General features: G+C 62.8%; 11 protein-coding genes. 1 reads left to right on the top strand and 10 read right to left on the bottom strand.

Annotation, left to right across the window (positions count from 1 at the left end; translation table 11 throughout):
* Window positions 1–279 precede the first annotated feature (279 nt).
* From AC58X1_RS11420 to pilM, 7 genes are all read right to left on the bottom strand, one after another.
* A complete protein-coding gene (locus AC58X1_RS11420) occupies window positions 280–1,887 on the bottom strand; it encodes an AAA family ATPase (protein WP_181088359.1) in 1,608 nt (535 codons plus the stop codon).
* A 15-nt stretch (window positions 1,888–1,902) separates the two neighbouring features.
* Complete coding sequence (gene aroB, locus AC58X1_RS11425) at window positions 1,903–3,000, bottom strand: 3-dehydroquinate synthase (RefSeq protein ID WP_497428857.1); 1,098 nt, start codon at window positions 2,998–3,000, stop codon at window positions 1,903–1,905.
* Between the two features lie 97 nt (window positions 3,001–3,097).
* Complete coding sequence (aroK, locus tag AC58X1_RS11430) at window positions 3,098–3,616, bottom strand: shikimate kinase AroK (protein ID WP_101315515.1); 519 nt, start codon at window positions 3,614–3,616, stop codon at window positions 3,098–3,100.
* A gap of 4 nt (window positions 3,617–3,620) precedes the next feature.
* Window positions 3,621–4,892, bottom strand: a complete 1,272-nt coding sequence (locus AC58X1_RS11435; protein ID WP_497428858.1) for a type IV pilus secretin PilQ — start codon at window positions 4,890–4,892, stop codon at window positions 3,621–3,623.
* Entirely contained in the window at window positions 4,813–5,787 is a 975-nt protein-coding gene (locus AC58X1_RS11440) for a pilus assembly protein PilP (protein ID WP_497428859.1), read from the bottom strand. The genes AC58X1_RS11435 and AC58X1_RS11440 overlap by 80 nt, the downstream gene beginning before the upstream one ends.
* A gap of 32 nt (window positions 5,788–5,819) precedes the next feature.
* Entirely contained in the window at window positions 5,820–6,356 is a 537-nt protein-coding gene (locus AC58X1_RS11445; RefSeq protein ID WP_497428860.1) for a PilN domain-containing protein, read from the bottom strand.
* Window positions 6,356–7,252, bottom strand: a complete 897-nt coding sequence (gene pilM / locus AC58X1_RS11450; protein ID WP_497428861.1) for a type IV pilus biogenesis protein PilM — start codon at window positions 7,250–7,252, stop codon at window positions 6,356–6,358. The genes AC58X1_RS11445 and pilM overlap by 1 nt, the downstream gene beginning before the upstream one ends.
* 160 nt (window positions 7,253–7,412) lie before the next feature.
* Here pilM and AC58X1_RS11455 point away from each other — a divergent pair, with 160 nt between their 5' ends.
* Window positions 7,413–9,863, top strand: coding sequence for a penicillin-binding protein 1A (locus AC58X1_RS11455; protein WP_150570374.1), 2,451 nt, complete (start codon window positions 7,413–7,415; stop codon window positions 9,861–9,863).
* A 528-nt stretch (window positions 9,864–10,391) separates the two neighbouring features.
* Here the strand turns inward: AC58X1_RS11455 and AC58X1_RS11460 are convergent.
* The 3 genes from AC58X1_RS11460 to rpmE form a co-directional block, all read right to left on the bottom strand.
* Window positions 10,392–11,660 (bottom strand): malic enzyme-like NAD(P)-binding protein, encoded by a 1,269-nt coding sequence (locus AC58X1_RS11460; RefSeq protein ID WP_101315503.1) that lies wholly within the window; start codon window positions 11,658–11,660, stop codon window positions 10,392–10,394.
* 180 nt (window positions 11,661–11,840) lie between these two features.
* Window positions 11,841–12,662 carry a thermonuclease family protein gene (locus AC58X1_RS11465; RefSeq protein ID WP_497428862.1) on the bottom strand — a complete coding sequence of 274 codons (822 nt, stop codon included), beginning with the start codon at window positions 12,660–12,662 and terminating at the stop codon, window positions 11,841–11,843.
* Window positions 12,663–12,664: 2 nt separating this feature from the next.
* Window positions 12,665–12,880: a 50S ribosomal protein L31 gene (gene rpmE / locus AC58X1_RS11470; RefSeq protein ID WP_101315499.1), complete on the bottom strand. Its 216-nt coding sequence runs from the start codon at window positions 12,878–12,880 to the stop codon at window positions 12,665–12,667.
* Window positions 12,881–12,953 lie beyond the last annotated feature (73 nt).

Consider the following 12,953-nt stretch of genomic DNA (forward strand, 5'->3'; position numbering starts at 1 on the left):
CGGGGGGCAACGTGAAACCATTGTTGCACAGCGACAGGGAAGCCCACAAATTCAAACGACGAATCGTTGTAAATTTATGTCGCATTTTTGAATGTTTTTGAACATTTGCCGTGGTACGGCATGGTTCGGAGTCTGAAGCGTTTCAGCCTGAACTGCAACTAGAGGCTTGTGGCCGGCAGTCTGGGACAGAAAAGCCTGCCGCGATCACACGCAGCAGGCTAGACGAAAGTCAGGAGTCGCTCAGCAACTGGGCGGCGGGGTGGTGCCGCCCGGAAGGTATCAGCGGGTCGTGGTCAGCTCTTGTTGGACGCTGCCGACGGTACGTGGCCAAGGTTTACCAGCCTGGACCTTCGCTGGCAAGTTCTTGATTGCAGCAACTGCTGCATCACGGTTGGCAAAGTTGCCGTAAGTGACGACGTAAAGCGGTTTGCCCTGCAAGGTTTTCTTGAAGTAGCGATAGTCGCCACCCTGCGCCTTGACGAACGACTGGGCAGACGCCTCGGAGCTGGTGCCGAGAATCTGTACTACATAGTTGCCGGCTTTCTGGCTGCCGTACCAGGCGCTGTTGCCGCTGCCGCCAGCGGCAGTCGACGCAGGCTTGGCGCTGGCAACCTGGGTTGGCGCCGGGGCCGGCTTGGCCGCTGCAACAGGCTTGGCTGGCTGGGTCGCTGGCTGAGCCGGAGCAGGCTTCGGCGCAGGTGCAACCGGTTGCGCTGGCGCGCTGGCGATTGGCTGCGCAGGAGCCGCGGCAGGGCCTGCTGGCACGCCTTCAGGCGGGGCAATGGTGGTCACGGTTGGTGGATTGGCAGGCTGCAATGCGGTGTTGCCGGCTGGGCTGGCTTCTTCACCGTCACCCATGCCTGCAGCCTGGGCCAGCGGCTCGCGCATGACCGGTTGCGACTGGCCATTGAGCGGCAGTGGTGTTGGCTGCGAGCCGGAGAACTCGATAGCCGGGTTGCTGCTGTTGGCCTGACCTTCGCCCAGCGGCAGTTGAGCCTGCGCTGCGGGTGCGTCGGTAGCAGGCTTGTCAGCGCCTTTCTTCGGCATCAGGACCGCCGCCGCTACGGCGACCACGACAACTGCAGACAGCGCGAGTACGTGTTTCTTAGGCATCTTGAACCCCATGGATGGTCGCTTCGCCGTGCTGCGCGTGGCGATCATGGCTTCGATCAAAGTGTCGCGGGCAACCTGGTTGATGTTGCCAGGCCAGCCATCCGCATGTTCGTGGATATCGGCGATCTGCTCGGCCGTGAATACCTCGATACCGCGGCCAGCGCCTTCCAGGCGTTGTTCAAGGTATTCGCGGGTTTCCTCCTCGCTGTAGGGTTCAAGCTCGATGATGTGGAAACGATCTCCCTCACCATTGAGCTGATCCAACCCAGCAATCAGCGAAGGCTCGCCAAACAGGAATACGTGCGGGCGCCCTTCGGCAACGCCTGCCGCCAATTCCAGCAACGCTTGGAGTGCCGACTCGTCGAGTTGTTCCGCATCGTCCACCAACAGATAGACTTCCTGGCCGGTCAGGGCCAGTTGCACCACCTGCGACAGGATCGCCTGCACTTCCGGCTGCGCCACGCCAAGCGCCTGAGCCACCTGGCCGAGCACGCTGGCCGCGTCACTGGCACCGCGGGCCGAGACCACCACGCTCTGCACCGACTGCTTGTTGGTGCTGGCGACCAGCGCCTGACGCAGCAGGGTCTTGCCGCTGCCCACCGGACCTGTGACCACCAGCATCAGGTGGCTGTAACGCGCCAGGTGATGCAGTTGGCCGAGCACTGGCTTGCGCTGGGCGGGGAAGAACTTGAAACCGGGCACACGGGGCGCGAACGGATCGTGGCTCAGCTGGTAATGGTCGAGAAACGCCTCATCGGCATGCAAACTGGTCATTGCGCTGTCACAACCTCAAAGCTGGGCCACAATGGCGCGGTAATCCGCTGCCAGCGTGGCCTGAAGGATCTCTTGCGGATAGTCGTCGGTAATCACGGCTTCGCCGAGCTGGCGCAACAGCACCAGCCGCATGCGCCCGTCGAGGACCTTTTTGTCGACCGCCATATGCTCCATGAAATGCGCCGGGGTCATTTCCTGTGGTGGCACCACCGGCAATCCTGCGTCCTGCAGCAGGCGAATCGAGCGATCACGTTCGGCCTGATCAATCCAGCCCAGACGCATGGACATTTCCAGCGCCATCACGGTACCTGCAGACACCGCCTCACCATGCAGCCAGACGCCATAGCCCATGTGGGTTTCGATGGCATGGCCAAAGGTATGGCCGAGGTTCAGCGTGGCGCGCAGGCCGGTTTCGCGCTCGTCGGCGCCCACAACCGCGGCCTTGGCCGCGCAGGAGCGACGAATCGCTTCGGTCAGCGCCGTGTTGTCGAGACCGCGCAGGGCGGTCATATTCTCTTCGAGCCAGGCGAGGAATGGCTTGTCGCAGATCAGGCCGTATTTGATCACTTCGGCCAGGCCTGCCGACAGCTCGCGCGCCGGCAGCGTCTTCAGGCTGGTGGTGTCGATCAGCACCGCATTGGGCTGATAGAACGCGCCGACCATGTTCTTGCCCAGCGGATGGTTGATGCCGGTCTTGCCACCCACCGACGAATCGACCTGGGACAACAGTGTGGTCGGCACCTGAATGAAGTCGACACCACGCTGGTAGCAGGCGGCGGCGAAACCGGCCATGTCACCGATGACCCCGCCGCCCAGTGCGATCACGGTGGTGCGGCGGTCGTAGCGAGCCGTCAGCAGGCCATCGAAAATCAGTTGCAGGGTTTGCCAGTTCTTGTGTGCTTCACCGTCCGGCAGTACCACCGGCAACACCGAATAGGCACCCAGGGTCTGGCTCAGGCGCTGCAGATACAGGGGCGCGACAGTTTCGTTGGAGACAATGGCGACCTGCCGGCCGGCAATGTGCGGGGCCAGCAGTTCAGGCTGGTCCAGCAGGCCTTCGCCAATGTAGATCGGGTAGCTGCGTTCGCCCAGATCGACCTTAAGTGTCTGCATGTATCCCCACAATGTCTGGAGCGCGGCGTCGCCTGGACGACACACGCGGTAAGGTTGAACCCCTGCCTCGGCGTTGGTGGCCGAGAATAGTCCCGGCTTAGCGGGGCGGCAACTGCTCGAGGCGCTCGAGAATATCCTGGACCACCATGCGCGGCGGCCGTTCGTCGGTTTCCACGATCACGTCGGCGATCTCGCGATAGAGCGGATCTCGCGACTCGAGCAAAGCACGCAGGGTCGCTTCCGGATTGGCGGTGCGCAACAGCGGCCGATTGCGATCGCGTGCCGTGCGGCCGACCTGCTGCTCAACCGAGGCGTGCAGATAGATCACCCGGCCACCGGCATGCAGAGCACGCCGATTGGCATCACGCATGACTGCACCGCCGCCGGTAGCCACGACTACGCCGTCCAGCTCACAGAGCTCGGCAATCATCGCTTCTTCACGATCGCGAAAGCCCGGCTCGCCTTCCTTGTCGAAGATCCACGGGATATTGGCGCCCGTCCGCAGTTCGATTTCCTTGTCGGAATCCTTGAACAGCAGGCGCAGCTCTTTGGCCAACAGGCGTCCGATGGTGCTTTTGCCAGCGCCCATGGGCCCTACAAGTATCAAATTTCGCACAGAATCAACGACTCACAGCAATCGCCTGGTCACTCATGATACGCGGAGTCAGGAAGACCAGCAGCTCGGATTTTTTCTCTTGTAATGCATCGCGTCGAAACAGCCGCCCAACATACGGCAGATCACCGAAAAATGGCACCTTGTCGACCACATTGTTTTGCGTAGTCGAGTAGACGCCACCGATGACGATGGTCTGGCCGTCGGCCACGCGCACCTTGGCGTTGACCTCGTTCTTGCGAATCGGTGGAACATCGTTGAGTGCATTGACGTAATCCGGCTCGTCCTTGGTCACGCGCACGGTCATTATTACCTGACCATCGGCGGTGATCTGCGGGGTAACTTCGAGCGATAGCGAGGCTTCGCGAAACGACACCGAGGTCGCGCCGCTCTTGCTGGTTTCCTGATATGGCACTTCGGTGCCCTTGAGGATGCGCGCGGTCTCCTTGTCGGCGGTCACCACCTTGGGCTGCGAGATGATTTCGCCATTGCCGCTCTTTTCCATCGCGCTGAGCTCCAGATCCAGCAAGGCGTCGCCGCGCAGCAACCCCAGACCCACCGCTGAAGTTGGCCGATCCACGCCGAGATCGACGAACAGCCCTTTGCCGCTGCGGCCTTCGGCGCCGCTGAACGGCTTGCCCCAGCGCACCCCGAGGCTTTTTTCATAGTCGACGTTGGCTTCGACAATGCGTGCTTCGATCAGCACCTGCCGCACCGGCACATCCAGCTCGGTGACCAGTCGGCGCAGCTCGGCAAGTCGCTCTGCCGGTTGATGTGCCACCAGCGTGTTGGTCCGCGCATCGACACCCAGGCTGCCGCGCCCGGTCAGGATGCCGTCGTCGGCCAAGGTCGCCAGCAGCAAGTCGGCCAGCTCCGCTGCCTTGGCGTGATGCACTGGCAACAACGCGCGTTCGAGCGGCTGCAACTGGGCGTCCAGCTCCCGACCCAGCCGTTCTTCGCGGGATTGCCCAGCCAGCTCGGCCGCCGGCGCTACCAGCAGCACATTGCCTTCCTGCCGGCTCGCCAGCCCTTTGCTGCGCAGGACCAGATCCAGCGCCTGATCCCAGGGCACCTGTATCAACCTCAGAGTAACGTTGCCGTTTGCCGTATCACTGACCACCAGGTTGATCCCGGCATAGTCGGCCAGCACCTGCAGCACTGCGCGAACGTCAACATCCTGAAAATTCAGCGACAGCGGTTCACCCTGATAGGTCTTCGCTTGCGCCCCGTGCATCGCCAGAACCGTCGCCAGCAGCATTGCCAGTTGTCCGAGCTTCATCCATGCCTCCTTGCGTCACATGCTTTCGTAACCCAACCAGGGTTGATCGCTCCTGCCAGGCTCCACCAAGCAAGACCTGCTCGCGTACCTCCATCTGCCGTTCGTCGACCCGCACAACCACACCCTGGTCGCGACCCAATGGGTCACCCGCGCGCACGCGATACAAACGCCCGGACCACCACACCAGAGCCTGATACTGGCCATCACGGGCGAGGCTGCCGACCATCTGCAACTGAGCCAGCGGCACCCAGGCCAGACCATCGGCTGCGCTGCGTGCAGACCAGGCCTGGAATGGATCGACCTGCGCTGGCGGTGCCCGCTGCCTGGCGGCTTCATGCGCTAGCGAGGTCGGCGCCGGTAACTGCTGGCCCGCGTCAAAGGCCTGCACGTGCAAGCGCAGCCGCAGCATCCCGGGCTGGTCTGCTGCGGCAAGCTGCAGGGTCGAGACGTGCAGCAGGCGGATCTGACCCAGCCAGTCATCCAGCCATGCCCGCAGCGCCGGGTAATTGCCGATCACCTGCAACTGCAGCGGCGCGACCAGGTAGCCGGCCGCCTGGCTCGGCTCGCCGACATCCACCTGCTCGATCAGCAGCCCATGGGCATGGCCTAACCGCGCCAACTGATCGAGCAGGTCGCTCATTTCCTGCCCAGCCGCCAAGCGCCAGCGGGCGTCCTGCAACTGCACCTTACTGTCAGCAAGTGCCTCCTGCGCGGCGGGCAAGTCCTGCACGCCTAGCGCCTTGACCCCGAACGCCTGCTCCAGTGCCTGCAGTGTTGCCGTCTGCATCCGGTAGGTGCGCTGCACACCCTCAAAGCGCATCAGCCAGGCCACACTGGCCACAATCAGCAGCGGTACGAGCAGCATCGCCAGCCTGGCCAGCAGCGAACTGCTCACCACTTGCTGCCAGTCGGGAGGCCATGGCCCGCTCACAGCTCAAGCGCCGACAGACGTGCCAGCAACAGGAACTCATCGCCGTCGGCAACTGCACGGATATGCTTCAGTTCAAGCGCGTCGAATTGCCTTGATTGCTGCAGATCGCGGATGAACTGCGCCACTACCGCAGGCGACGCCGCCAACCCGAGCAGTTGCAACTGCCCCTCCTGGATGGACATCTCGGTCAGCTGCAAACTGGCACCGAGTGTCCGCTCCAGCTCAGCGAACATCCTCGGCAGCAGGTCTTGGCCATTGCGCAGCGCTTGCAGCGCTGCTGACTGCGCCATTACATCAGCGTGGCTGCCCTGCACCGCCTTCAACTGCTGCAGTTGGATGTCGAGTCGGGCGACGTCAGCCTGGCGCTCGGCAATCGCCGCCAGTTGCTGCTGACCACGCTGGCGCGCCAGCTGGTCAAGCATGATCACGCCGGCGAGCGCCAGCAGCAGGCTGCCAATCAGTGCCAGCTGAAACCGTCGCAGCGCCGCCAGCCGCTGCCGTTCGCGCCAGGGCAGCAGGTTCAAACGCAGCATCAGCAGGCACCGCCGAGTGCCAGAGCGCAGGCCAGCGCCATGTGCGGCGCCACCCGCGCCAGCTCGGCACGATTGCTCAGGCCAGCCGAGCCCAGGCCGTGCAACGGCGACAGCACATCGCAGGGCAATCGAGCAGCGAAAGCGGGTAGCCAGCGTGATGCCTGTTCGCTGGCCGCGACCACCTGCACACCGTGCTCGCCTGGCAGCGCCGCTGCGCACAACTCAAGCACGCGCTGCAGGCGTGCATCGTCCGGCTCATGGGCGCCGAAAGTCAGTTCCTGACGCTGCGGCAGGCCACTTGCCGACCAGCTATGTAACGCTGCCCCGCCCTGCTCGATACGTAGCAAGGCCTGGCCGTCGGGCACCAGCCGGCGCAGGGCGATGCTGTCGACTTCGACTGCCACCGCGCACAGGCCTGCGGCCTCCAGCAGCTGCTCGAGCTGATCCAGTGAGCGCTGGCGGCAAGCGGCAACCAGCACATTGACATGCCCCACCGGCTCGACTGCCGGGCCGAGCACCTGAAAGTCCAACGCCAGGTCTTCCAGGGCAAACGGGAACATCTGCTCGGCATCGACCAGCAGGCGCTGCTCCAGTTGAGCCGCCGACAAGCCTGCTGGGAGGCAACAAAGCTTGCACAACGTCGCCCCGCCCGGCAGCGCAACTGCAACCTGCGCACACCGACTGCCGCAGCGCTCAAAAGCGCAGCGCAGCGCGTCTATCAGAGCATCTGGGGCTTGCGCCCAGTCATTGCCAACTGCCCCCGGCAGCGGCTGATACGCCCAGCCAACGACCTGCTCAGTCCCCTGGCGCCCATGCAATTGCAGCATGCGCACCGAGTCGGCGGCTATTTCCACACCCAACAATGAACCGGCATCCTTGCCCAAGCGTCCAAGCATCGCTGTCTCCCTGCTCCATGATTGTCAGCCCGCGCCATTGGCCCGACCGGTCGCCCCGACGGTCGCCCGATGGGGCGAAAACTGCTTATAATGCCCAGCGTTTTTGCCTGTCCGCCGGACCTGTGCGCACTCCATTTCTCAACCTGGACACCCAAAAGCCTTGATACGCCTGCTGAAGTTCTTCTGGTGGTCTTTCGTCGCAGTCATCTGTGCCCTCGTACTCGGTCTGAGCGGGGCATTTCTGTATCTTAGTCCCAGCCTGCCCTCGGTCGACTCGCTCAGAAGCATCCAGTTGCAGATCCCCCTGAGGGTTTACAGCAGCGATGGCAAGCTGATTGCCGAGTTTGGCGAAATGCGCCGCTCGCCGATCCGCTTCGCGGAAATTCCCCCACAGTTCATTCAGGCGCTTCTGTCAGCCGAAGACGACAATTTCCTCAACCATTACGGGGTCGATCCGAGCAGCTTGATGCGTGCCGCGACCCAACTGGTCAAATCTGGTCATATCCAGACGGGTGGCAGCACGATCACCATGCAGGTGGCGAAGAACTTCTTCCTTACCAGCGAGCGCAGCTTCTCCCGCAAGACCAACGAAATCCTGCTGGCCCTGCAGATCGAACGCGAACTGACCAAGGACGAGATCCTTGAGCTGTACGTCAACAAGATCTACCTGGGTAACCGCGCCTACGGCATCGACGCCGCAGCGCAGGTCTACTACGGCAAGTCGATCCGCGACGTCAGCCTGGCGCAGATGGCCATGATCGCCGGCCTGCCGAAGGCCCCTTCGCGCTTCAACCCGCTGGCCAACCCGACCCGGGCCAAAGAGCGCCGCGACTGGATCCTCGGGCGTATGTACAAACTCGGCAAGATCGACCAAACCAGCTACGAGACCGCCCTGGCCGAGCCGCTGAACGCCAGTTACCACGTGCCGACGCCGGAAGTGAACGCGCCGTATATTGCCGAAATGGCCCGTGCTGAAATGGTTGGTCGTTATGGCAGTGAGGCCTACACCGAAGGCTTCCGGGTGACCACCACGGTGCCTAGCGATATGCAGAACATGGCCAACAGCGCCGTGCTCAATGGCTTGTCCGATTACGATGAGCGCCATGGCTACCGCGGCCCTGAGTCACGCTTCCCGGGCAAGACCCACGCCGCCTGGCTGCAGGAGCTGGGCAAGCAGCGCACCCTTGGCGGGCTGGAGCCAGCCATCGTCACCCAGGTCGACAAGACCGGCCTGAAAGTGCTCACCCGCAACGGCGAAGAGCAGGACGTGGCGTGGGAAACCATGAAATGGGCGCGGCCGTATTTGAACACCAACGCTCAAGGCCGGGCGCCACAATCGCCTGCCGATGTCGCCCAGGTCGGCGACCTGATCCGCGTGCAGCGCCTGGATGAAGGCAAGCTCAAGTTCAGCCAGGTCCCGGGCGCGCAGAGTGCGTTGGTCACCCTCGACCCGTACAACGGCGCGATCCGCGCCCTGGTCGGTGGCTTCTCGTTCGAGCAGAGCAACTACAACCGCGCCATGCAGGCCAAGCGTCAGCCGGGCTCGAGCTTCAAACCGTTCGTCTACAGCGCGGCCCTGGACAGCGGCTACACCGCCGCGAGCCTGGTCAACGACGCGCCGATCGTGTTTGTCGATGAGTACCTGGACAAGGTCTGGCGGCCGAAAAACGACACCAACACCTTCCTTGGCCCGATCCGCATGCGCGAAGCGCTGTACAAGTCGCGCAACCTGGTCTCGATCCGCCTGCTGCAGGCGATGGGCGTCGACCGCACCATCGACTACATCGCCAAGTTCGGCTTCAACAAGCAGGACCTGCCGCGCAACCTGTCGCTGGCGCTCGGCACCGCGACCCTGACCCCGATGGAAATCGCCACCGGCTGGAGCACCTTCGCCAACGGCGGCTACAAGATCAGCCCGTACCTGATCGAGCGCATCGAGAGCCGCAACGGCGATACCCTGTTTACTGCCAACCCTGCACATGTGCCGCAGGGCGGCGGCAGCGATGAGGCCGGCATCGCCGCGCCAGAGCAGCCGATCAGCAGCAGCGGCATGCCGGGCGAAGCGCCGACCGCCAACGCCCAGTTCAGTGCGCAGACACCAGTGCTCGCCGAACAGATCATCGACCCGCGCACCAGCTACATCCTCACCAGCATGCTGCAGGACGTGATCAAGCGCGGCACCGGCCGCCGGGCGATGGCTCTGGGCCGCACCGATCTGGCTGGCAAGACCGGTACCACCAACGAATCGAAGGACGCCTGGTTCTCCGGCTACAACGCCGACTACGTGACCACTGTCTGGGTTGGCTTCGACCAGCCAGAAACCCTCGGCCGCCGCGAATACGGCGGCACTGCGGCTCTGCCGATCTGGATGAGTTTCATGGGCGCCGCCTTGAAAGACAAACCCAACCACGCTCCAGCCGAACCTGAAGGCATCCTCAGCCTGCGGGTCGATCCGGTCAGCGGCCGCGCAGCGACCCCAAGCACGCCGAACGCCTACTTCGAACTGTTCAAGGCCGAAGATTCGCCGCCGTCGGTGGATGAACTGGGCAACGGCGCAGCGCCTGGCAGCCCGCTGCCAGCGGACGAAGCAGCGCCGATGGACCTGTTCTAAGCCCAAAAGCCGGGGGCCCTAGCTCTTGATCTGCGCCAGCGCAGCGAGGCGTGCTCTTGATCTTGATCTGCTTCTGATCTTGATCCACCGGCGACTCAGGAGGCCGAGCGCAGGTCTTGCGCAGGGAGGTGACGGGCATGGATGCCCGTCAAGCGCTGCGGGCCAGGAGGGCCCGTTCAGCGCGGTCCTCCCGGGAGCAAGACCGGAGCGAGGGAACCCCGCAGCGCAGCGCAGGGGCCGGATGTGGAGCCAAGCATTTTTTTGGTTACTTTTTTGGGGCGTTTGCCAAAAAAGTGACTCGCCGTAAGGGCGAAAGGGGCCCGCAAGGCCACCACAGAAAATGGATAAGACCACAGGAACAGTGCGCGAACCACAGATAGCCGGGGCCGCTGCGCGACCCTTTCGCGACACAAGGCCGCTCCTACACGGACCGCCGTTGAGCTGCGCGGTGTGGCCGCCGCGGCAAACCAAACCCCAGCCATAAAAAAACCGGCCCATCAGAGCCGGTTTTTCATAACGCCATGCCTATTAACCGTTGAACACATCGTCCACGCTTTTCAGCGGGTAGTGCTTCGGATAAGGCAGGGTAGCAACACCGCTTTCGATCGCAGCCTTGGCCACCGCATCAGAAACCAGAGTAATCAAACGTGGATCCATCGGCTTCGGAATGATGTACTCACGACCAAACTCCAGGGCCTGCACGCCGTACGCATCGCAGACTTCCTTAGGCACTGGCTGCTTGGCCAGGTCCTTCAGAGCGATGGCCGCAGCGATCTTCATCTCTTCGTTGATGCGCTTGGCACGAACGTCCAGAGCACCACGGAAGATGAACGGGAAGCCCAGAACGTTGTTGACCTGGTTCGGGTAGTCGGAACGACCGGTAGCCATGATCACGTCGTTACGGGTGGCGTGAGCCAGTTCCGGGCTGATCTCTGGATCCGGGTTCGAGCAAGCGAACACGATCGGGTTGGCAGCCATCGACTTGAGGCCTTCAGCGCTCAGCAGATTCGGGCCGGACAGACCTACGAATACGTCAGCACCTTGCAGGGCATCAGCCAGGCTGCGCTTGTCGGTAGCGTGGGCGAACTGCGCCTTGTACTGGTTCAGGTCTTCACGGCCGGAGTGGATAACACCGGTACGGTCGATCATGAAGATGTTCTCGACCTTGGCACCCATGCTGACCAGCAGCTTCATGCAGGAGATCGCGGCAGCGCCGGCGCCCAGGCAGACGATCTGCGCGTCTTCGAGCTTCTTGCCGGCGATTTCGAGGGCGTTGATCATGCCGGCCGCGGTGACGATGGCGGTGCCATGCTGGTCATCGTGGAATACCGGAATGTCGCACTGCTCGATCAGGGTGCGTTCGATTTCGAAGCACTCTGGCGCTTTGATGTCTTCGAGGTTGATACCGCCGAAGGTGATCGAGATACGGCGCACGGTGTCGATGAAGGCCTGTGGGCTTTCCGACTCGACTTCGATGTCGAATACGTCGATACCGGCGAAACGCTTGAACAGAACGCCCTTGCCTTCCATGACCGGCTTGGAAGCCAGTGGGCCGAGGTCACCCAGGCCAAGAATGGCGGTACCGTCGGAGATCACTGCGACCAGGTTGCCCTTGCCGGTGTACTTGTAAGCCAGCTCTGGATCACGACCGATCTCGCGCACAGGTTCGGCAACGCCCGGGCTGTAGGCCAGGGACAGGTCGCGCGCAGTGGCGGTTGGCTTGGTGAGCTCGACGCTCAGTTTCCCCGGACGAGGCTGAGCATGATATTCGAGAGCGGCGGTTTTCAGGTCTGACATGGTGGGCAATTCCGCTTATTTACTGTTCTGACGGACCGCCGAGGATACGCAAAGTGCCGGGGGGCGACAAGACTGCCCGGTCACATGTGTCAAGGCCCATGGCCTACGACTTTACGCTACAACCCACGGGGCATGCGGGATTCAGTGTGTACAATTGTAGGCATTAATGTCTACAATTTTTTAGCCAGAGGCCCGTTTGAGCATGCTCGGATCGGTCAATGGCAGCAGCCAGCGACGCTGCCCGGGCTTGATCACACCCTTGCGGGAACGGTCGATCACCCAGCCGCGGACCTCGACCTGGCGCCCTTTGAGGTTATCGAAGAAGCGCGCCGGGAAGTGCCGCTGCAGACGAGCGGGCACCTGCACCACCACGCGTTCGCCAAGGTCCAGCCAGACCCCGCCCCGATTGCGCTCGATACGCCTGACGGTGCCGCTGAGCACGGCAAATCCGGACTGGCGCAGGGCGCTCTCGCGCTGCACCGGCGATTGCCGCCACAGCCCGAGGCGAGCAGAACGAGCCGCCTGCTCGGCCGCATCCTGACAGCTCGCCAGGCGCACATTGGGCGCTATGGCCACGCGCAAGCCAAGGCCCTCACTGAGCAGCACCGCCTCAAGATTGTCGCCATTACGCCCATAGATATGCGCCAGAGTGCGGCCATATTTGTCTTTCGCCTCAGCTCCGCGCACCAGCCCGACCCGGCCATCACTGGCCTTGATCAAAGCCTGCAGGCGCTGCCTGGCGGCTTCGGCATAGGGCTCGCTCGGGCGGCCCTTGCGCCCCAGCTCAGGGGCATTGATGCCGATCAGGCGTACGCTGCGGCCATCGCTCAGGCGCACGGTGTCGCCATCCAGCACCTGACGCACGGCGACTTGCTGCAGCTTGACCGGCAATGGGCAGAAGGCCTGCGCCGGCATGGCACAAATCGCGGCCATAAAAAAAGCGCCCACAAGGGACGCTTTTCGTTGCAGCAGCGCGAGAGCCAAGGGCTTCGCCATGCGCAATCTTACTTCTTGGCACCGAACATGCCGAAGCGATCTGCGAACTTCTGTACGCGACCACCGGTGTCCAGGACTTTCTGCTTGCCAGTGTAGAACGGGTGGCACAGGGAGCACACGTCGATCGCCAGCGGCTTGGCCAGGGTCGAACGGGTTTCGAATTTGGCGCCGCAGCTGCAGGTGACTGCAACTACTTCGTAGTTCGGATGAATATTCTCTTTCATGGTCACTTCCTCGAGCTGCGTGCCGCCACCCAACACCTATTGTTGAATACCGCACGTAATTAGGCGGGGAATA

The organism is Pseudomonas sp. PGPR N4, assembly GCF_059693665.1.